This is a genomic window from Streptomyces sp. NPDC047880 (assembly GCF_040706515.1).
Taxonomy (GTDB): Bacteria; Actinomycetota; Actinomycetes; order Streptomycetales; family Streptomycetaceae; genus Streptomyces.
In genome coordinates, this window is record NZ_JBEZOK010000025.1 from 77,717 (window position 1) to 96,878 (window position 19,162).

Sequence of the window (19,162 nt, forward strand, 5' to 3'; positions counted from 1 at the left end):
GCCTCAGTGGACGGACAGCCCGCCGTCGACGAAGACCGACTGCCCGGTAACGTAGGCGGACGCCCCGCTCGCCAGGAAGACCGCCGCGCCCGCGAAGTCCTCCGCGAGACCGTTGCGTCCGATCATCGTCCGGGCGGCGAGGGCGGCCACCTTCTCCGGGTCCGACGACAGCCGGGCGTTGAGCGGTGTGATGACGAAGCCCGGTACGAGGAGGTTGCAGGTGACCCCGCGTGGTGACCACGCCTCGGCCTGGGAGCGCGTCAGCGCCTCGAGGCCGCCCTTGGATGCGCCGTAGGCCCCGCTCTGGACGAACGCGCGGTGGGCCTGCTGTGAGCTGATGTGGATGATCCGTCCGTGGCCCCGCTCCGCCATCCCGGGACCGAAGCGCTGCCCGAGCAGGAACGGCGCCTCCAGGTTGACGGCCATCGTGGCGTCCCAGACGTCCTCGCCGAGTTCGTCCATCGGCGGACGCAGGTTGATCCCGGCGCTGTTGACGAGGATGTCGGGCTCCCCGAACGCCTCGACCGCCCGCTCGGCGGCGGTCCGCACACCCTCGCGAGTACTCAGGTCCGCGCTGACCCACGCGGCACGGCAGCCCTGGGCCGTCAGCTCCTCGACCGCCGCGGCCAGTCCGGCCTCGCCGCGGGCCACGATCACCACGCTCGCCCCGGCGCGCGCGAGGGCGCCGGTGATGGCGCGGCCGATACCGGAACTGCCGCCGGTGACCACCGCGGTCCTGCCCTCCAGTGAGAACAGTTCGGAGAGGTAGTCCCGGACGTCCCGGGAGGGCATGGGCGCCCTGTTCGGCTCGGGGGCTGGGATCGGGTGTGTCGTCATGGCGACCACTCTAAGTCGATCATGGGGCCGGCCCTCGGGTGGTGCTCGAAGGCCGCACGACCCGCCCGCAGGTTCGGGTCCGACCTCTCGCATGAATACCCCTGGGGGGTATAGAGTGCCGTGTATGGACCACACCGCTCATGAGCCCGAGAAGCAACCGCACGGGACCGCGTCCTGGGGGACCGCCGTCAAGGCGACGCTGCACTGCCTGACCGGGTGTGCCCTCGGCGAGATCCTCGGCATGGTGATCGGCACGGCCCTGGGGTGGGGCAACGTGCCCACCATGGTGCTGGCGATCGGGCTCGCGTTCCTCTTCGGCTACTCGTTCACCCTGCTCGCGGTCCTGCGGGCCGGCCTCGGCCTGCGGGCCGCGATCCGGGTCGCCCTCGCCGCCGACACGGTCTCCATCGCGGTCATGGAGCTCGTGGACAACGTGATCATCGCCCTCACCCCCGGCGCGATGGACGCCCACCTGTCCGACGGCCTCTTCTGGTCCGCCCTCCTCGGCGGCTTCGCGGTCGCCTTCCTGATCACCACCCCGGTCAACAAGTGGATGATCGGCCGCGGCCGGGGGCACGCGGTGGTCCACGCCCACCACTGACGCGACGTCACGCGGGCGCGCAGCCGTCCTGGTGGTCGTCCCCGTGGACCGCGCGCAACATGATCCGCCACCACACGCCGCACCGCCTCCCTGTTCCCCCTCGCCTGCCGCTCCAGCAGCAACTGGCGTGCGAGGGTGACCCGATTGCGTTCCCGCGCGGTGATGTCCACGCCGGGGATGGTGCCGTGACCTCGGCGGCCGTGACTCCAGCGCAGGTGCCGACTCCGTCGCAGTGTCCCGGATCACATGGCTGGGATTGAGTGTGCGGCGGGGGAGATGTGCGTACCCATGGGTGTCGGGGCGGGGCCGGATGCGAGGATGAGACGCCATGACAGTCGGGTGGTGTGCTCGCACGATACGGGCCGCGGTGTTCGCGGCCGTCTGTGTCGTGCTCGCCGCCCTGGGGCACGTCATGATGTCCGGCGACCACGTGCCCCTGTGGACGCTGCTGGCCGGCTGGGCCGTGACGGGTGTGGCGGGCTGGTGCCTGGCGGGCCGCGAGCGCGGACTGCGCCTGGTCGTCACCGTCGCCGTGGCCGTCCAGACGGCGCTGCACTCGGCGTTCTCGTTCGGACCGCCGACCCCGGCCGGGTACGGGGCCGGGCCCATGGACATGCCGCACATGAGCCACGGCATGGGATCCATGAGCCACGGCATGAGTCACGGCATGGGCCCGGACGCCATGGCCTCCATGTCCTCGCACGCGGGGCACCTCCCCGGCGGTGACTCGTCCTTCGGCATGCTCGCCGCCCACCTCCTGGCCGCGCTGCTGTGCGGCCTGTGGCTCGGGCACGGGGAACGGGCCGTCTTCCGGCTGCTGCACGCCGTGGGCAGCCGGCTCGCCGCACCGCTGCGGCTCCTGTCCGCCCTGATCGCACCGCCGCCCCCGCCCGTGCGCGAGCGGCGGCGGCCCTCGCACCGCAGGCCGCACCGATTCCTTCTCGTCCACGCGATCACGACGCGCGGACCGCCCGCGGGGGCCACTGCCGTCTGACGGCAGCCGATGACACCGGGCAGCCCCAGTGCTCCCCGGTCGCGGTCGTACGTCCCCGCACCCGCGCTCCCGCAGGCGCTCACGCCTACGACGCGCCGTGCCGGACGCCCGCCCGCCTCCCCGCTCACGGGGCCACGCCCCCACGCGCGTTCGCCGGACCTCATGGTCTGCCCACCCGCCTGCCCTCGTGGTCCCGCATCCTGAGAAGGACATCAGGTGATCACTCCTGCTGTGCATCTTTCCCCTGCGCACGACAGATCGGCGTCGGCCGACGAGGCGATAACCGCCTGGGCGCTGGCCGCCCGCGGCGGCGACTCCGTGGCCGTCGACCGGTTCGTGCGCGCCCTGCACCGTGACGTGACGCGGTACGTCGCCCATCTGTGCGCCGACCCCCAGGCCGTGGACGACCTGGCACAGGACACGTTCCTGCGGGCGCTCGGCAGCCTGCACCGCTTCGAGGGCCGCTCCTCGGCACGGACCTGGCTGCTGGCGATCGCCCGGCGCGCGGTGGCCGACAGCATCCGCCACACCGCCGTGCGCCCCCGCCCGGCCGACCTGCCGGACTGGGAGCCGGCGGCCGAACTCTCCCAGCCGCGCGGCCTGCCCGGTTTCGACGACGGCGTGGCGCTGCTGGAGCTGCTGGCCGGTCTGCCGGACGAACGCCGCGAGGCGTTCGTCCTCACGCAGCTGCTCGGCCTGCCCTACGCGGAAGCCGCCGCGCTGAGCAACTGCCCTGTCGGCACGGTCCGTTCCCGTGTGGCCCGCGCCCGGGCCACGCTCCTCGCCCTGCTCGCCGCGGCGGAGGAACCGGCCCCGGTCCTCGTCGCGGCCTGACACAGCGAGGCCGTCGGTGCCCGCCGCTCCTGCCGGCGGGCACCGCTCACCCCGGCCCGGGGCTCCGGGGCCGGTCGTCAGAGGGCCGCCGTCTCGTGGGGTGCTCCCGCGACCACCACCCGGCCCCCGACACGCACCACGTCGACCTGTGTGCCGTAGAGGCGGGACAGCGACTCGGAGGTCAGCACCTCGTCCGGTGTGCCGACGCGGTGCCCGCCACGGGCCAGGTACAGCACCCGGTCGGCCATGCCCAGCACCGGGTTGATCTCGTGCGTCACGAGCACCACCGCCGTGCCGTGGGACCGGCGCCGGGCGTCGATCAGTTCGGTGACGGCCCGCTGGTGGTGCAGGTCGAGGGAGAGCAGCGGTTCGTCGCACAGCAGAAGGCGGGGGCCGGTGGCCAGGGCCTGTCCGATGCGCACGCGCTGCCGTTCGCCGCCGGAGAGCATCCCGAGCGGGACGTCGGCGTAGGCCGAGGCGCGCACCGACTCCAGGATCTCGTCCACCTGGTGGCGGACCCCGCCGGTACGCAGCCGCGGTCCGAAGCGGTGGCCGTCGATGCCGAACCGGACGAGGTCGCGGGCGCGCGGCATGGCCTGGGCGGACAGCGCCGCCTGCTGCGGGACGTAGCCGAGGTGCCGGGCGGCCTCGCGCGCCGGCCGGCCGAGGACGGTCAGGGTGCCGGCGGACAGCGGCCGACGGCCCAGCAGGGCCAAGACGAAACGGGTCTTGCCCGCGCCGTTCGGCCCCAGCACGGCCAGGAACTCCCCGGGCCGCACGTCGAGATGAGGCCGCTCCACACCTCGCGGTCGCCGTAGGACAGGGCGGCCGCGCGCAGGGCGATGACCGGCGTGCCGTCCTGCCGGGGGATCGCGGTCACTTGTTCAGCGCGCTCGCGAGCGTGTCGAGGTTGGCGGTCATCCAGCCGAGGTAGTCCTCGCCCCTGGGCAGGGTCTCGGTCACGGGCACGACGGGGAGGCCGGCCGCCTCGGCCGCCGCCTCGGCCTTCTCGGTCTGCGGCCCCGAGGTCTGCTCGTTGCAGACGAGGGCCTTCACCTTCTTGCCGCTGAACAGCGCGAGGCTCCGCTGGAGAACGCGCGGGGAGACGTCGTCGCCCTCCTCGATCGCCTCGCTGAACTGCGTCGGCGTCCTGTTCACCAGGCCGCTCGCCTCGGTCATGTACAGCGGCACCGGCTCGGTGACGGCGATCCCGTCACCGCCGTGCGCCTTCTTGATCCGCGCCTCCTGGGCCTCCAGCGGCGCGAGCCTCGCCTTGAAGGCGGTGGTGTTCTTCTCGAAGGCGGCGGCATCGCCCGGGTCGGCCTCGGTGAGGGCGGTGGAGATCCGGTCGGCGACCTCGGCGACGGTCGGGAAGTCGTACCAGACGTGCTCGTTGAGTTCCCCGCCCCCGGGCGCGGTCCTGCCGGACACGTCGACCGCGTTGATCACCTCGGCGGATTCGTTGTGCCCGCCCTTGAGCATGTGGTCGACGAGGTCGTCGTAGCCGCCGCCGTTCTCGATGACGACCCTCGCCTTGGACAGGGCCAGTTGGTTCCGGGGGTCGGCCTTGTAGGAGTGCGGGTCCTGGTCGGGGTCGCCGATGACCGAGGTGACGTCCACCCGGTCGCCGCCTATGCGCCGGGCGATGTCGCCCCAGACATTCGTGGAGGCGACCACGGCGACGCGGTCCGGTGCCCTCGTGCCGCTGGAGGAGCCCGAGGAACTGCCGCAGCCCGTGAGCAGGGCCAGTGACGCGCCGGTCAGCAGCGCGACGCGGCGGGACGTGGACAGGGGCATGACTCCTCCAGGACGGACGTGCACAGGGGTGATCGGCGGGCATCACGCTAGATGGGAATGAATGTCAAAAGCGGATCCAGGTCCAATTCGTATGAAAACGATTGCCGGTTATTGAGGCAGTCTGGACTGTCTATCCAGACTCTGGACTCATGGTCTAAGGTGGTGAGGTGAAAGGGGGCCAGGCATGGACAACGGTCCGGACGCCGAGCGGGACGCGATCCTCGCTGCACTGAAGCCGGTCGTCGAAGGGATCGCCGCGACCTTCGGGCCGGTCTGCGACGTCGTGCTGCACGACTACCGGAACCCGGAGGAGTCGGTGGTCGCCGTGGCCGGGTCGGTGACCGGGCGGCAGGTGGGCGGTGCCATGAGTGAGATCGGCCTGCGGGTCCTCGCCCGCGGCGGCGCAGCGTCCGACGAGCTGAACTACGTCACCCGTACCCGCGACGGGACGCTGGTGAAGTCCTCCACGATGGTGCTCCGGGACTCCACCGGAGCCGTGTTCGGTGCCCTGTGCGTCAACGTGGACGCCGGCGCGATCACCCGGGTCCACGGCCTGCTCGGCGCGCTTGCCGGACTGGGCGCCGCCCCGGCGGAGCCGCCGACCACCACCTTCGGCAACGACATCGACTCCGTGGTCGACGCCCTCGTCGACGTCCACCAGTCCAAGCAGCGGGGCAGCTGGGCGGAGCTCGGCCGCGCGGAGCGCGTGGAGCTGTTCGACGGGCTGGACGCCCGTGGGGTGTTCGCCGTGCGCGGCGCCGTCGAACAGGTCGCCGCCCGGCTCGGCATCTCCCGCGCCTCCGCCTACAACTACCTGTCCCGCGCCAGGGCCGCCCACGACACTTCCACCGGAGGCTCCACGTGACGACCACGACCCCACCGGTCACCCTCGACGACGTCCGGGACGCCGCGGCAAGACTCAAGGGCGTCGCCCACCGCACGCCCGTGCTGCGCTCCCGCGCCCTGGACACGCTCGCCGGAGCCGAGGTCTTCCTCAAGTGCGAGAACTTCCAGCGCGCGGGCGCCTTCAAGTTCCGCGGCGCCTACAACGCCGTCTCCCGCCTCACCCCCGCGCAGCTGTCCCGTGGTGTCGCCGCCTACTCGTCGGGCAACCACGCGCAGGCCGTCGCCCTGGCCTGCCGGGAGCTGGGCACGACCGCCGTCATCGTCATGCCGGAGGACGCCCCGGCGTCGAAGCGGGCCGCCACCGCCGGCTACGGCGCCGAGATCGTCACGTACGACCGCTACACCGAAGACCGCGTCGCGATCGGCGAGGCCCTCGCCGCCGAGCGGGGCCTGGCGCTCATCCCGCCCTACGAACACCCGCACGTCATGGCCGGGCAGGGCACGGCCGCGCTCGAACTGCTGGAAGAAGCCGGGGAGCTGGGCGCGCTGCTGACGCCGGTCGGCGGCGGCGGGCTGATGGCGGGCAGTGCCACGGCGGCCAAGGGCCTGCACCCTGGCATCCGGACCGTCGGCGTCGAGCCGGAGGCGGGGGACGACACGAAACGCTCGCTGGATGCGGGCCGGCGCATCAGCATTCCCGTCCCGCGCACCATCGCCGACGGCCAGGCCCTGCACACCCCGGGAGAGCTGACGTTCTCGGTCAACAGGCGGCTCCTCGACGAGGTCGTCCTGGTCGCCGACGACGAGATCCGGGACGCGATGCGGTTCGCCTTCGAACGTCTGAAGATCGTCGTCGAGCCGAGCGGTGCCACCCCGCTGGCCGCGCTGCTCACCGGCCGGGTGGGTCCGCTTCCCCCGCGCGTCGGTGTCGTCGTCTCCGGCGGGAACGTCGACGCCGGGCGCTTCGCGGAGCTCTGCGGCGGCGGCACCCCCTGAATGGCGCCGCCCGGAGGGCGGACGGACGATGGAGGCAAACCCTCAACGAGGAGGAGCGTCATGCTTGAAGTGAAGACGCTCGACAAGCCGGACGAGCGACGCGATTACCCCCGAGGTCACCTGGAAGCCGTCCACATGACAGGGCTGGACTTCGCCGTGGCCACCTTCGAACCGGGCTGGCGCTGGTCCGAGTCGGTGGCCCCGATCGCCGGGACGGACAGCTGCCGCATCCACCACAACGGCTATGTCGTCTCGGGCCGTATGCACATCCGCATGGACGACGGCGCGGAGAGCGAGGTGGGACCCGGCGACGTGTTCGTCTGCCCGCCCGGCCACGACGCCTGGGTCGTCGGCGACGAGCAGTGCGTGGTGTACGACTTCGCGGGCAGCATGGCCAAGGAGTACGCCAAGAAGGATTAGCGCGGACCGGCGCGACCTTCCGCCCCCTTCGGCCGGCCGCGGAGCCTTCCCGGTTCCCGCGGCCGGCCGTCCGGTCCTCCCTTGCTCTTGGAAACCGATCGGTTTACGCTTCCCGTCATGGGAAACCGATCGGTTTCCTGGTTGTGAGCAATGAGGGAGACTCCCATGACCGCCATCGAAGGTTCCGTCGCCCTGGTCACCGGCGGCAGCCGAGGCATCGGACGCGCGCTGGTCGAAGCCCTGTACGAGCGGGGCGCGCGCAAGGTGTACGCGACGGCCCGCGACCCGCACACCGTCACGCACCCCGGCGCCGTGCCGCTGGCGCTGGAGGTGACCGACCCCGCGTCCGTCGCCGCGGCGGCCGAACAGGCGCAGGACGTCACCCTGCTGATCAACAACGCCGGCGCGTCGGTGAACGCGAACTTCCTCGATTCGCCCGTGGAGGACGTGCGCCGCGAGTTCGAGACCAACTTCTACGGGCCGCTCCTGGTGACCCGGGCCTTCGTCCCCGTCATCGAGCGCAACGGCGGCGGCCACATCCTCAACGTCCACTCCGTGCTGTCCTGGATCGGCCTGGCCGGCTCCTACAGCGCCTCCAAAGCCGCGCTCTGGTCGCAGACCAACTCGCTGCGCCTGGACCTGAAGCCGCGCGGGATCGACGTCACCGGCCTCCACGTCGGCTACGTCGACACGGACATGGCCGCCGGGGTCGACGCGCCCAAGTCCACGGCCCGCTCCGTGGCGGCCCAGGCCCTCGACGGCATCGCGTCAGGCGCCTACGAGGTCCTGGCCGACGATCTCTCGCGGCAGGTCAAGGCAGGTCTGGCGGCCGACCCCGCCGCCCTCTACCCGCAGCTCGCCGCCGCCTGATCACACCGGCAGCAGCCGCGCCACCAGCGCGCTCAACTGCCGGGCGTTGCGGCACTCGTGCATCGCGACCAGCTCGGCGTAGGCGGGTGCGACGGAGTCGCCCGTGCCCCAGCGGCTGCGCTGCTCGGGGTTCAGCCAGTGGACGCGACGGGCACGCTCGGCGATCTGCCGCAGGGCGGGCAGATTCGGGTCGCTCCGGTTCGTGCGGGCGTCCCCGAGGACGAACACCGTCGTGCGGGAACCGGCCGCGTCCACGTACCGCTCGGCGAACTCGCCCAGCGCCATCCCGTAGTCGCTGCTGCCGTGGTAGCCCGTGACCGCCGCCTCCGCCTGGATGCGGGCGCCCAGCCCTTCCGGGTCGGCCCGCCCGTGCTCCAGCAGCCCGGTCACCTCGTCGATCCGGTTGACGAAGGCGAACACGCGCACCTTGCTGAACTGGTCGTGCAGCGCCTGCACCAGCAGCATCGTGAAATCGGAGAAGCCGGAGACCGAGCCCGACACATCGCACAGCAGCACCAGTTCGGGCCGGACGGGACGCCGTGCGCGCAGCACGGGCTTCATCGGCACTCCACCCGTGGACAGCGAACCGCGCAGGGTCCGCCGCAGATCGATCGTGCCCCGCGCGGCGCGACGGCGCCGGGCCGCCAGCCGGGTCGCGAGCTTGCGGGCCAGGGGCTGCACCGTTCTGCGCAGCTCTGCGAGCCGGTCCTGCCCGGCGAACAGGAAGTCGACCCGGTCCGCGGTCGGGGCCACCGCCCGCCGGGCGTTCTCGTCGCGGCCGCGCCGCTCGGCGACCCGCCGCCGCGCCTCGGCGGCCACCAGGGCGCGGAAGGCGTCGATGCGCCGCCGGATCTCGTCCTCCAGCAGCCGGTCCGTGAACCCCGTGTCGCCGCCGCCCTGCCCCCGGACGGTGTCCCGCACGCGGGCCAGCAGCGTCTGCGGCCGCAGCCGTTCGAGTGCCTGGTACGACGACCAGCCGTCCGACTCCGGCGAGGAGCCGTAACCGCCGAACCCGTCGACCGCCTCGATCGCCAGCCGGCCCAGCATCGCCCGGTCGTCGGCGGCCAGCGCGTCGGCCAGCCGGTTCCGCAGCTCCTCGCGCCCCGCCGCCGGCTGCTCCGGGCCGCCGACCCCGCGCGGGAAGTACAGGTCGAAGACCGAGTCGAACACCTGCCGTTGGGTGGGCCCGTGCAGCAGCGTCGCCGCGAGCCCCTCACGCAGCAGCTCCCGGTCGGCGAGGCCGAGTTCCGCGACGGCCCGTGCCGCGTCGACCGTCTCGCCGGTGCCGATCCGCACACCGTGCGCGCGCAACGCCCCGACCAGGGACGCCAGCCGCTCGGCGACGCCCGCCGGCGTGGTCACAGGGCGTCCAGGTCGAGCTTGGCGGACGCCTTGAGGACATCGTCCTGGTGCTTGAGGAGCACACCGAGCGTGGCCCGCACGACGGTCTCGTCCAGCGACCCGGCGCCGAGCGCCAGCAGCGTGTGCGCCCAGTCGACGGTCTCGGCCACCGACGGCACCTTGCGCAGGTCCATCGCCCGCAGCGCGCCCACGACCCGGACGACCGAACGGGCCAGTGTCTCGTCGAGGCCCGGCACCTTCAGCCGTACGATCCGGCGCTCCAGCTCCTCCTCGGGGAAACCGATGTGCAGGAAGAGACAGCGCCGGCGCAGCGCCTCGGACAGCTCCCGGCTCGCGTTGGAGGTGAGGACGACGAAGGGACGGCGCGTCGCCGTGATCGTGCCCAGCTCGGGGACGGTCACCTGGAAGTCGCTGAGCACCTCCAGCAGCAGACCCTCCACCTCGACGTCCGCCTTGTCCGTCTCGTCGATCAGCAGCACCTTGGGGTCGTCGCCCCGGATCGCTGTCAGCAGCGGCCGGGTGAGCAGGAACTCCTCGCTGAAGATGTCCGTGCGTGCCTCGTCCCACGTCTCGTCGCGGCCCGCGCTGATGCGCAGGAGCTGCTTGGCGTGGTTCCACTCGTACAGGGCGCGGGACTCGTCGACCCCCTCGTAGCACTGGAGGCGGACCAGCCGGGCCCCGGCGACCTCGGCGACGGCCTTGGCGAGTTCCGTCTTGCCGACGCCGGCCGGGCCCTCCACCAGGAGCGGCTTGCCGAGCCGGTCGGCGAGGAAGACGGTCGTGGCGACGGACCGCGAGGCGAGGTAACCGGCCTCGGCGAGGCGAGTGGACACGTCGTCGACGGATGTGAACAACGGTGGCCTCCTGGGCGGCGGCGTCGGCGTGACGGACAGGGCACTATCTAAGCGCTTGTTCAGTCAGGCTGTCACGGGGTCGCCCACCCCGGCAATCGGCGAAACCGATCGGTTTCCCTGGAGCCGGGACGGGGTACCCTCGCCCGTATGACCACAACCGACAAGGCGTCCACCCGGGACCGGCTCCTCGACGCGGCGGCGGAGTTGTTCTACCGCGAGGGCGTCTCCCTCGGTGTCGAGACGCTGTGCCGGAGTGCCGGGGTCTCGAAGCGGTCCATGTACCAGCTCTTCGGAAGCAAGGACGAGGTCCTCGCTGCGAGCCTGGCCCGAAGGCTCCCGGAGTACGAGCAGCGGCTGACGCCGGGACCGCGGGAGCAGGACGGCAGCCCGCGCGACAGGATCCTGCACGTCTTCGAACGGCTGGAGAAAGCCTCCGCCGAGCCCGCCTACCAGGGGTGTCCCTATCTCGCCGCCCTGGTCGAACTGAAGGACCCCGAGCACCCGGCGAGCACTGTGGCCCGCGGGGCCAAGGAGTGGCTGCTGGGCTTCTTCCGCACGCAGGCCGAGGAGGGCGGGGCGCGGGACGCGGAGCTACTGGCCCGTCAGCTGATGCTGGTCTTCGACGGGGCCAGCGCCCGGGCCGGCGCGGGGATCGAGACGCTGGACGGCCTGACCACGACGACCGTGACCGCGCTGCTGGACGCGTCCGGCGCCCGCTGACCGGGCAGGATCCGCAGCCGGTCCGGCCTGCACCCGGGCGCGCTCGCCGGTCAGGCGGCGCCGATGCGACCGCCCTGGTCCGTGCCGCCCGCCCGGCTCCGGCACCGGTCTGCGCGTCGAGTGGCGACACGCCCTGTGTCCCGTCCTCGACGTGCCGGGGAAGCACGAGGCCCAGCGCGCGTTCATGCGGCAGCACCGGCCGCAGTCCCTGCTCCAGCGGCTGATCGAGCCGGAGGAGATCGCCAACGTGGTCGTCTACCTCGCCTCCGGCCACGCCTCCGCCACCACGGGCGGTGCCCTGCGGGTCGACGGCGGCTACGTGGACTCGATCCTGCCCTGACCCACCAGCACCACTTCCAGGGTGCGCGGACCGTGCACCCCCTCGACCCGGTCCAACTCGATGTCACTGGTCGCCGACGGGCCCGAGATCCACGTCAACGGGCGGGCCGGGTCGAGGCGTTCGAGACCCTGCGGCACGGACGAGACGACCTGATCGGGCACCCGCACCACACAGATGTGGTGGTCCGGGACGAGGGTGATCCGGCGGCGGCCCTGGTCGGGTGAGCCGTCCAGCACGATGGTGCCGGTCTCGGCGATCGCGACCGCACAGGCCGTCACCACACTGTCGAAGCGGTCCAGTTCGGCCGGCGTGCTCTCGGCCCGGTCCGCCACCCGCGTCACCCCGGTCGCGGCGAGCCACCCCTCGTCCAGCCCGGGCGGCACCAGCACCGACGCCGATCCGTGCTTCTCCAGCAGCCCCGCGATCACAGCGGCCAGCCCGCCGGTGTCGGTGCGGTGCACGAGAGCCCGGTAGTCCGCCAGGTTCCCGGCGAGCAGCTCCACCGTCTCCGCGACGGTCCGCTGCCCGTGCTCGCGCAGGTAGTCCCGCGCGATCGGCGCCTCGTCGGCCGGCGCGTCCGCCAGCGCGCGCCGTACCCGCCCCAGGATCCGTTCCCTGCTGTTCACCTGGCCCCACCCTTCCCGCCGTGCGTGCGCTGCCACCAGTCCCGGAACGGTTCGGCGGGCACGGGGGGCAGGTCCCGGGTCCCGCTCCAGGCCCTGCCCGGGCCGGGCAGCGTCCGGGGATGGAAGCGGCGGGTCCGGGAGGCGGCGCGCTGGCCGGTGCGCAGTGCGCCCGCGTGCGACAACGTCCAGCGTGCCGCACGCATCGCCGCCCGCTCGGCGGCATGCCCCTTCGCGGGCCGCAGCACCACCTTGTTGCCCGCCCGCGTGACCTCGCCGCCCTGCACCACCCGCTCCCGCAGGTGCACCAGCACCTCGGGAATGTCGATGGCGACGGGGCACACCTCGTAACACGCTCCGCACAGCGACGAGGCGTAGGGCAGCGAGGCGTCGATCTCGCTTGCCGTGCCCCGCAGTTGGGGACTGAGAATCGCGCCGATCGGACCCGGGTACACCGAGCCGTAGGCGTGGCCGCCGGCCCGTTCGTACACCGGGCACACGTTGAGGCAGGCGGAGCATCGGATGCAGCGCAGTGCCTGCCGGCCCACCTCGTCGGCGAGGGTGTCGGTGCGGCCGTTGTCCAGCAGTACCAGATGGAAGGTGCTCGGGCCGTCCTGGTCGGTCGTACCGGTCCAGGTCGACGTGTACGGGTTCATGCGCTCCGCGGTCGAGGAGCGGGGGAGGGTCTGCAGGAAGACCTCCAGGTCCTGCCACGTCGGCACCACCTTCTCGATGCCGACGACCGAGATCAGCGTCTCGGGCAGGGTCAGGCACATCCGGCCGTTGCCCTCGGACTCCACGACCACCAGCGTGCCCGTCTCGGCGACCATGAAGTTGGCCCCGGAGACGCCGACCCCGGCCCGCAGGAACTTCTCCCGCAGGTGCAGCCGGGCGGCCTCGGCGAGCTCGGCCGGGGTGTCGGTCAGGCCCTCGGGAGCGGGGCGGCCCCACTCGCTCATCTCGCGGGCGAAGATGTCCCGGATCTCGCCCCGGTTGCGGTGGATGGCCGGCACGAGGATGTGCGACGGCCGGTCCTTGCCCAACTGCACGATCAGCTCGGCGAGATCGGTCTCGTAGGCGTGGATGCCCTCGGCCTCCAGCGCCTCGTTGAGCCCGATCTCCTGCGTGGCCATCGACTTGACCTTGACGACCTCCGACTCGCCGGTCGTCTTCACGAGTTGCGTGACGATGTCGTTGGCCTCGTCCGCGTCGGCGGCCCAGTGCACGACGCCGCCCGCGGCCGTGACCGACTCCTCCAACTGCACGAGGTAGCGGTCGAGATGGCGCAGCGTGTGGTCCTTGATGCGCTTGCCCGCCTCGCGCAGCTCGGCCCAGTCGGACACCTCCGTCACGGCCTTCGCCCGTTTGGCCCGGATGGTGTGCGTGGCATGCCGCAGGTTGCCGCGCAGGGTGGTGTTCGCCACGGCCTCCCGCGCGGCCTCCGGAAACGCCGGCATGCCGAGATACGTCCCGCTCATACGGCCGGTTCCTCCTCCGTGCTCGCCAGGATCTCCGCGATGTGCACCGGCCGCATGCCGGTCCGCAGCCGGGTCATGATCCCGCCGATGTGCATCAGGCAGGAGTTGTCGGCCGCGCACAGCACCTCGGCGCCCGTCGACTCGGCGTTGCGCACCTTGTCCGCGCCCATCGCCGCCGAGACGTCCGCGTTCTTCAGCGCGAACGTGCCACCGAACCCGCAGCACTCGTCCGCGCCCGGCAGCTCGACGAGCTCCAGCCCCTTCACCGACTGCAGCAGCCGCCGCGGCCGTTCGCCGAGCCCGAGTCCGCGCAGCCCGTGGCAGGTCGGGTGGTAGGTCACCTTGTGCGGGTAGTACGCCCCGACGTCCGTCACGCCCAGCACGTCGACCAGGAACTCGGTCAGCTCGTACGTCTTGGGCACCACCGGCGCCAGCGTGGCCGCGAGCGTGTCCCCCCGTCCCTCGGCCCGGGCCCGCTCACCCATCCGCGGATACAGCTCCCGCACCATCGCCCCGCACGACCCAGAAGGCGTCACGATCGCCTCGTACTCACCGAAGACATCGGAGAAGTGCCGGGCGAGCGGCTCGGCCTCATGGCGGTATCCGGTGTTGTAATGCGCTTGCCCGCAGCAGGTCTGCGCCATCGGGAAATCGACCTCGACGCCCAGTCTGGTCAGCAGTTTCACCACGGCGCGCCCGGTGGCCGGATACAGCGTGTCGTTGACGCAGGTCAGGAACAGTGCGACACGCATCGCGGCTCCTTGTGGTCGATCATCGGATGAGTGCAGCGTAGTAGGCGGTCACGGCCCGGGGGAGACCCCGTCAGCGCCCGGCGAGCCGGGCCTGCGCGGCGTGCCACCGCTCGGTTCCGCCCCGGGGCTCGTAGCGCGTGAGCGGCTGCGTGTTGACGAGCAGCCGCCGCATCCCGGCCAGGTCACCGACCAGCCCGTCCGCCCGCGCCTGGACCAGGACGTTCCCCAGCGCCGCCGCCTCGGTGGGCCCGGCCACCACCGGCAGACCGCACGCGTCGGCGGTGAGCTGGCACAGCAGGGCGTTGCGCGTAGCGCCGCCGACCACGTGCACGACGTCGACCGGGTGCGCGGCTAGCCGCTGGGCGTCCTGGACGGCCTTGCGGTGCGCGAGGGCGAGGGAGTCGAGGATGCAGCGCGTCACCTCGGCCGGCGACTCCGGCACCGGCTGCCCCGAGATCCTGCACGCCTCGGCGATCCGCTCGGGCATTCGCCCGGGCGCGAGGAACGCCGCGTCCCCCGCGTCCACGACGGACCGCAGCGCCGGCATCTTGGAGGCATCCAGCAGCAGCGCACCGAGATCCGGGTCGCCCCAGGCCCGTACGCACTGTTGGAGCAGCCACAGTCCCATGATGTTGCGCAGGTAGCGGACGGTGCCGTCCAGCCCCAGCTCGTTGGTGAAGTTGGCGGCCCGGCTCTCCTCGCTCAATACCGGCGCTGCCAGCTCCAGGCCGGCCAGCGACCAGGTGCCGGTGCAGATGTAGGCGAACCGCTCGTCCGACGCGGGAACGGCGGCGACCGCCGAGGCGGTGTCGTGGGACCCGACGGCCGTCACCGGCACGGGACCGGTCAGCCCGGTCTCCTCCAGCACCTCCGGCCGCAGCGCCCCCGCCGGATCACCGGGCTGCCGCAGGGGAGCGAACAGCCCGAGGTCGATACCGAGGCGCTCCGCGACGCCGTACGCCCAGTCACGGGTGCGCGGGTCGATCAGCTGGGTCGTGGACGCGTTGGTGAGTTCCGTGCCCTGCTCGCCGGTCAGCCAGTACGTCAGCAGGTCCGGCATCAGCAGCAGCCGCCGGGCCTCGGAGAGCTGGACCGTGGAGCTGGCGGCGGCGAGCTGGTAGAGGGTGTTGAAGGGCGCGTACTGCAACCCGGTCGCGGCGTACAGCTCCGCGGCGGGCACGGTCGCCCACACCCTCTCCGCGACACCCTCCGTCCGGGCGTCCCGGTAGTGCACGGGATTGCCGAGCAGCGCCCCGTCCGCGTCCAGCAGCCCGTAGTCCACGGCCCAGCTGTCGATGCCGACGGAGTCGACCTGCCCCGCTGCCCGCAGCCCGTCCAGAACTCCGGCGTACAGGCCGAGCACGTCCCAGCGCAGCCCCTCGGGCACGCGCACCGGCCGGTTGGGGAAGCGGTGGGCCTCGCTCAGCTCCAGCGAGTCGAGTCCGACCCGGCCGGTCATGACGCGCCCGCTCGACGCGCCGAGGTCGACCGCGGCGTACGACTTCACGCTCACGCTCATCGCAGGAAGGCGGCGGCGACGCCGGCGTCGACCGGGATGTGCAGACCGGTCGTGTGGGTGAGGTCACCACCGGTCAGCGCGAAGACGGCGTTGGCCACGTGCTCGGGGAGCACCTCCCGCTTGAGGATGGTCCGCTGCGCGTAGAACTCACCCAGCTTCTCCTCCTCCACCCCGTACACGGCGGCCCTCTTGGCGCCCCACCCGCCGGCGAAGATCCCCGAGCCGCGTACGACACCGTCCGGGTTGATCCCGTTGACCCGGATGCCGTGCTCGCCCAGCTCGGCGGCGAGCAGGCGCACCTGGTGGGCCTGGTCGGCCTTGGTGGCGGAGTAGGCGATGTTGTTGGGGCCGGCGAACACGGCGTTCTTCGAGGCGATGTAGACGATGTCACCGCCCAGCTCCTGGGCGATCATCACCCGGGCCGCCTCCCGCGACACGAGGAACGACCCGCGCGCCATGATGTCGTGCTGGAGATCCCAGTCCTCGGCCGAGGTCTCCAGCAGCGGCTTGGAGACCGAGATCCCGGCGTTGTTGACGACGAGGTCCACTCCGCCGAAGGCCAGCACGGCCGCACGGAACGCCGCAGCGATCTGTTCCTCTGAGGTGACGTCCACGGTCACGGCGACGGCCTTGTCGGGCCCGCCCAGTTCCTCGGCGACGGCGGCGGCGTTCTCCGCGTGGAGATCGGCGACGACCACGCACGCGCCCTCGGCCACGAGCCGGTGCGCGACGGCCTTGCCGATCCCGCTTGCGGCACCCGTCACCAGCGCCACCCGGGTCGCCAGCGCCCTGGGCTTCGGCATCCGCTGGAGCTTGGCCTCCTCCAGCGCCCAGTACTCGATGCGGAACTTCTCGGACTCCTCGATCGGCGCGTACGCGGACACGGCCTCGGCCCCGCGCATCACGTTGATGGCGTTGACGTAGAACTCGCCCGCGACCCGGGCGGTCTGCTTGTCCTTGCCGAAGGAGAACATGCCCACGCCGGGCACCAGCACGATCGCCGGGTCGGCGCCGCGCATGGCGGGGGAGCCGGGCTCGGCGTGCCGCTCGTAGTAGGCGGCGTACTCCTCGCGGTACTCGGCGTGCAGCTCCTTCAGCCGCGCGATCGCCTCCTCCAGCGGGGCGCTCGGCGGCAGGTCCAGGACCAGCGGCCGGACCTTGGTGCGCAGGAAGTGGTCCGGGCAGGAGGTCCCGAGCGCGGCGAGCCGCGGGTGCTCGGCGCTCGCGAGGAAGCCGAGCACGACCTCGGAGTCGTCGAAGTGCCCCACCTGGGGCCGGTCCTGCGAGGCGACGGCCCGCACGTACGGGGCGAGCGCGGCGGCCCGCTCCCGCCGCTCCGGGGCGCTGAGCGCGGTGTACCCCTCGATCACGGGCCCGAAGGGCTCGGCCCTGCCCCGCTCGGCGAGGAACTTCTCTGCGGTCCGGATGATGTGCAGCGAGTTCCGCTCGCACTCCTCGGAGGTGTCGCCCCAGGCGGTGATCCCGTGCCCGCCGAGCACGCACCCGACGGCCTGCGGGTTGGCCTTCTGCACAGCGGCGATGTCCAGCCCCAGCTGGAACCCCGGCCGCCGCCACGGCACCCACACCACACTGTCCCCGAAGCACTCGGCGGTCAGCTTCTCCCCGTCGGCGGCGCAGGCCAGCGCGATCCCCGAGTCCGGGTGCAGATGATCGACGTGAGCGGCCTCGACCAGCCCGTGCATGGCGGTGTCGATGGACGGAGCGGCCCCGCCCTTTCCGTGCAGGCAGTAGTCGAACGCGGTGACCATCTCGTCCTCGTGCTCGACACCGGGATAGACGTCGGCGAGCGCCCGCATCCGGTCGAGCCGCAGCACGGCGAGCCCGCCCTCGGTCAACGTCCCGAGATCCCCGCCGGACCCCTTGACCCACATCAGCTCGACGTCACCACCGGTCACGGGGTCGGTCTCGGTGCCCTTGGCGGAGGCGTTGCCCCCCGCGTAGTTCGTGTTCCGGGGATCGGCTCCGAGCCGATGCGACCGAGCGAGCAGAGCGGCGGCTTCGGGATGCACAGCCATGACATTCCTTTTCAAGAGAGTGGGGTGTGAGGTGCCCTCTTGGGGGCGCGGGGAACTGCGCGACCAGCCACAACCGGCCCGCAGCCCGAATCAGACAGAACCTGGCAGACGCTTACGCACCCCACCCCGCCTGCTGTCCACCCACCCGCTCAGCCACGATCCGCTCGCCCCACCCGGACCGCCGGTACGCAGAAATGGGGTCGGGGTCCAACCCCATCTCCTCCCGAACCTCCCGCAGCAACGGCCGCACATCCGTGTTGTACGCATCCATCAGCACGGCATTCGCCTCCAGCACATCACCACCGCGCTGCGCCGCCCCCAGCGCCTCACCATCGACCAGCAGCGCCTTCGCCGTGGCCTCCTGCACGTTCATCACCGACCGGATGATCGCCGGGATCTTCGCCTCGATGTTGTGGCACTGGTCGAGCATGAACGCGACCTCGGGCGTGAACCCACCACCCCGCACGACCTCGTACATGATCCGGAACAGCTGGAAGGGATCCGCCGCCCCGACCATCAGGTCGTCGTCCGCGTAGAACCGTGAGTTGAAGTCGAACCCGCCGAGCTTCCCCTCTCGCAGCAGCGTCGCCACGATGAACTCGATGTTGGTCCCCGGGGCGTGATGCCCCGTGTCGACGACGACCTGCGCCTTCGGGCCGAGCCTCAGGCAGTGGGCGTAGGCGGTGCCCCAGTCCGGCACGTCCGTCGTGTAGAACGCCGGCTCGAAGAACTTGTATTCCAGCAGCATCCGCTGCCCGTCCCCGAGCCGCTCGTAGACCTCGGCCAGCCCTTCGGCCAGCCGGTCCTGCCGCCCCCGGATGTCGTCCTGGCCGGGATAGTTCGTCCCGTCGGCGAACCACAGCTTCAGATCCGTCGAGCCCGTCGCATCCATGATGTCGACGCACTCCAGCAAGTGAGCGACGGCCTTGCGCCGCACGGAGGCCTCCGGATGACAGATGCTCCCGAGCTTGTAGGCGTCGTCCTGGAACGTGTTGGAGTTGATCGCCCCGAGCCTCACGCCCCGCTGCTCGGCATGTTTCGCCAGTGCCGCGTAGTCGTCGACCCTGTCCCACGGGATGTGCAGGGCCACCGTCGGGGCGACCCCGGTGAACTCGTGCACCTTCGCCGCGTCGTCCAGCTTCTCGAACGGGGTGCGCGGGACGCCCTCCTGCGCGAAGACCTTGAACCGCGTGCCCGAGTTCCCGTACGCCCACGACGGCGTCTCGACGGCCTGTGTCTTGAGAGCGGCCTTCACCGCGGCGAGCTCGGTCACGTCAGGCTCC

The 19,162-nt window shown here is 72.1% G+C and carries 18 protein-coding genes and 2 pseudogenes; 9 read left to right on the forward strand and 11 right to left on the reverse strand.

All coding sequences use genetic code 11. The features are described 5' to 3' along the window. Positions 1 to 3: 3 nt before the first annotated feature. Positions 4 to 792 (reverse strand): SDR family oxidoreductase, encoded by a 789-nt coding sequence (locus AB0937_RS30315; RefSeq protein WP_366716192.1) that lies wholly within the window; start codon positions 790 to 792, stop codon positions 4 to 6. Positions 793 to 961: 169 nt separating this feature from the next. On the opposite strand from AB0937_RS30315, the gene AB0937_RS30320 reads away from it, so the two are divergent. From AB0937_RS30320 to AB0937_RS30330, 3 genes are all read left to right on the forward strand, one after another. Next, positions 962 to 1,438, forward strand: coding sequence for a DUF4396 domain-containing protein (locus AB0937_RS30320; protein ID WP_366716065.1), 477 nt, complete (start codon positions 962 to 964; stop codon positions 1,436 to 1,438). 328 nt (positions 1,439 to 1,766) lie between these two features. Then, positions 1,767 to 2,432, forward strand: a complete 666-nt coding sequence (locus tag AB0937_RS30325) for a hypothetical protein (protein WP_366716066.1) — start codon at positions 1,767 to 1,769, stop codon at positions 2,430 to 2,432. Positions 2,433 to 2,648: 216 nt separating this feature from the next. Next, on the forward strand, positions 2,649 to 3,266 hold the full coding sequence (locus AB0937_RS30330) for a sigma-70 family RNA polymerase sigma factor (RefSeq protein ID WP_366716068.1): 618 nt from the start codon (positions 2,649 to 2,651) through the stop codon (positions 3,264 to 3,266). Positions 3,267 to 3,343: 77 nt separating this feature from the next. Here the strand turns inward: AB0937_RS30330 and AB0937_RS30335 are convergent. Further along, positions 3,344 to 4,146, reverse strand: a pseudogene (locus tag AB0937_RS30335) (metal ABC transporter ATP-binding protein). After that, on the reverse strand, positions 4,143 to 5,063 hold the full coding sequence (locus AB0937_RS30340) for a zinc ABC transporter substrate-binding protein (RefSeq protein ID WP_366716070.1): 921 nt from the start codon (positions 5,061 to 5,063) through the stop codon (positions 4,143 to 4,145). The pseudogene AB0937_RS30335 and the gene AB0937_RS30340 overlap by 4 nt, the downstream one beginning before the upstream one ends. A gap of 184 nt (positions 5,064 to 5,247) precedes the next feature. On the opposite strand from AB0937_RS30340, the gene AB0937_RS30345 reads away from it, so the two are divergent. From AB0937_RS30345 to AB0937_RS30360, 4 genes are all read left to right on the forward strand, one after another. Then, entirely contained in the window at positions 5,248 to 5,928 is a 681-nt protein-coding gene (locus tag AB0937_RS30345; protein WP_366716072.1) for a PAS domain-containing protein, read from the forward strand. Further along, positions 5,925 to 6,905, forward strand: coding sequence for a pyridoxal-phosphate dependent enzyme (locus AB0937_RS30350; RefSeq protein ID WP_366716073.1), 981 nt, complete (start codon positions 5,925 to 5,927; stop codon positions 6,903 to 6,905). Before AB0937_RS30345 ends, AB0937_RS30350 begins: the two co-directional genes overlap by 4 nt. 60 nt (positions 6,906 to 6,965) lie before the next feature. After that, on the forward strand, positions 6,966 to 7,325 hold the full coding sequence (locus tag AB0937_RS30355; protein ID WP_366716075.1) for a cupin domain-containing protein: 360 nt from the start codon (positions 6,966 to 6,968) through the stop codon (positions 7,323 to 7,325). 165 nt (positions 7,326 to 7,490) lie between these two features. Beyond that, positions 7,491 to 8,195: an SDR family oxidoreductase gene (locus AB0937_RS30360; RefSeq protein ID WP_366716077.1), complete on the forward strand. Its 705-nt coding sequence runs from the start codon at positions 7,491 to 7,493 to the stop codon at positions 8,193 to 8,195. Here AB0937_RS30360 and AB0937_RS30365 read toward each other — a convergent pair whose 3' ends face one another. Together AB0937_RS30365 and AB0937_RS30370 are read right to left on the reverse strand one after the other, a co-directional pair. After that, positions 8,196 to 9,557: a VWA domain-containing protein gene (locus tag AB0937_RS30365; protein WP_366716079.1), complete on the reverse strand. Its 1,362-nt coding sequence runs from the start codon at positions 9,555 to 9,557 to the stop codon at positions 8,196 to 8,198. Continuing rightward, entirely contained in the window at positions 9,554 to 10,411 is an 858-nt protein-coding gene (locus AB0937_RS30370) for a MoxR family ATPase (protein WP_366716081.1), read from the reverse strand. Before AB0937_RS30370 ends, AB0937_RS30365 begins: the two co-directional genes overlap by 4 nt. A 147-nt stretch (positions 10,412 to 10,558) precedes the next feature. Between AB0937_RS30370 and AB0937_RS30375 the strand changes: the two genes are divergently transcribed. Both AB0937_RS30375 and AB0937_RS30380 read left to right on the forward strand, forming a co-directional pair. Then, positions 10,559 to 11,131, forward strand: a complete 573-nt coding sequence (locus tag AB0937_RS30375) for a TetR/AcrR family transcriptional regulator (protein WP_366716083.1) — start codon at positions 10,559 to 10,561, stop codon at positions 11,129 to 11,131. Positions 11,132 to 11,297: 166 nt separating this feature from the next. After that, positions 11,298 to 11,471: pseudogene (locus tag AB0937_RS30380) on the forward strand (SDR family oxidoreductase); the annotation flags it as partial. Here the strand turns inward: AB0937_RS30380 and AB0937_RS30385 are convergent. From AB0937_RS30385 to rhaI, 6 genes are all read right to left on the reverse strand, one after another. After that, positions 11,447 to 12,097, reverse strand: coding sequence for a lactate utilization protein C (locus AB0937_RS30385; RefSeq protein WP_366716085.1), 651 nt, complete (start codon positions 12,095 to 12,097; stop codon positions 11,447 to 11,449). The pseudogene AB0937_RS30380 and the gene AB0937_RS30385 sit on opposite strands and share 25 nt — an antisense overlap. After that, positions 12,094 to 13,572, reverse strand: a complete 1,479-nt coding sequence (locus tag AB0937_RS30390; protein WP_366716087.1) for a LutB/LldF family L-lactate oxidation iron-sulfur protein — start codon at positions 13,570 to 13,572, stop codon at positions 12,094 to 12,096. The genes AB0937_RS30385 and AB0937_RS30390 overlap by 4 nt, the downstream gene beginning before the upstream one ends. Beyond that, a complete protein-coding gene (locus AB0937_RS30395) occupies positions 13,569 to 14,324 on the reverse strand; it encodes a (Fe-S)-binding protein (RefSeq protein ID WP_366716090.1) in 756 nt (251 codons plus the stop codon). The genes AB0937_RS30390 and AB0937_RS30395 overlap by 4 nt, the downstream gene beginning before the upstream one ends. Before the next feature lie 70 nt (positions 14,325 to 14,394). Then, on the reverse strand, positions 14,395 to 15,843 hold the full coding sequence (locus AB0937_RS30400; protein WP_366716092.1) for a rhamnulokinase family protein: 1,449 nt from the start codon (positions 15,841 to 15,843) through the stop codon (positions 14,395 to 14,397). Next, positions 15,840 to 17,879: a bifunctional aldolase/short-chain dehydrogenase gene (locus AB0937_RS30405; protein WP_366716094.1), complete on the reverse strand. Its 2,040-nt coding sequence runs from the start codon at positions 17,877 to 17,879 to the stop codon at positions 15,840 to 15,842. The genes AB0937_RS30400 and AB0937_RS30405 overlap by 4 nt, the downstream gene beginning before the upstream one ends. Positions 17,880 to 17,991: 112 nt before the next feature. Next, positions 17,992 to 19,152 (reverse strand): L-rhamnose isomerase, encoded by a 1,161-nt coding sequence (rhaI, locus tag AB0937_RS30410; protein WP_366716096.1) that lies wholly within the window; start codon positions 19,150 to 19,152, stop codon positions 17,992 to 17,994. Between the last annotated feature and the right edge of the window lie 10 nt (positions 19,153 to 19,162).

What these genes read in the sequence shown, in the direction of transcription:
- AB0937_RS30355 (WP_366716075.1), top strand. Translation starts at nt 6,966, where the DNA reads ATGCTTGAAGTGAAGACGCTCGACAAGCCGGACGAGCGACGCGATTAC.
- AB0937_RS30315 (WP_366716192.1), bottom strand. Translation starts at nt 792, where the DNA reads ATGCCCTCCCGGGACGTCCGGGACTACCTCTCCGAACTGTTCTCACTG.
- AB0937_RS30375 (WP_366716083.1), top strand. Translation starts at nt 10,559, where the DNA reads ATGACCACAACCGACAAGGCGTCCACCCGGGACCGGCTCCTCGACGCG.
- AB0937_RS30320 (WP_366716065.1), top strand. Translation starts at nt 962, where the DNA reads ATGGACCACACCGCTCATGAGCCCGAGAAGCAACCGCACGGGACCGCG.
- AB0937_RS30395 (WP_366716090.1), bottom strand. Translation starts at nt 14,324, where the DNA reads ATGCGTGTCGCACTGTTCCTGACCTGCGTCAACGACACGCTGTATCCG.
- AB0937_RS30345 (WP_366716072.1), top strand. Translation starts at nt 5,248, where the DNA reads ATGGACAACGGTCCGGACGCCGAGCGGGACGCGATCCTCGCTGCACTG.
- AB0937_RS30405 (WP_366716094.1), bottom strand. Translation starts at nt 17,879, where the DNA reads ATGGCTGTGCATCCCGAAGCCGCCGCTCTGCTCGCTCGGTCGCATCGG.
- AB0937_RS30325 (WP_366716066.1), top strand. Translation starts at nt 1,767, where the DNA reads ATGACAGTCGGGTGGTGTGCTCGCACGATACGGGCCGCGGTGTTCGCG.
- AB0937_RS30400 (WP_366716092.1), bottom strand. Translation starts at nt 15,843, where the DNA reads ATGAGCGTGAGCGTGAAGTCGTACGCCGCGGTCGACCTCGGCGCGTCG.
- AB0937_RS30390 (WP_366716087.1), bottom strand. Translation starts at nt 13,572, where the DNA reads ATGAGCGGGACGTATCTCGGCATGCCGGCGTTTCCGGAGGCCGCGCGG.
- AB0937_RS30360 (WP_366716077.1), top strand. Translation starts at nt 7,491, where the DNA reads ATGACCGCCATCGAAGGTTCCGTCGCCCTGGTCACCGGCGGCAGCCGA.
- AB0937_RS30340 (WP_366716070.1), bottom strand. Translation starts at nt 5,063, where the DNA reads ATGCCCCTGTCCACGTCCCGCCGCGTCGCGCTGCTGACCGGCGCGTCA.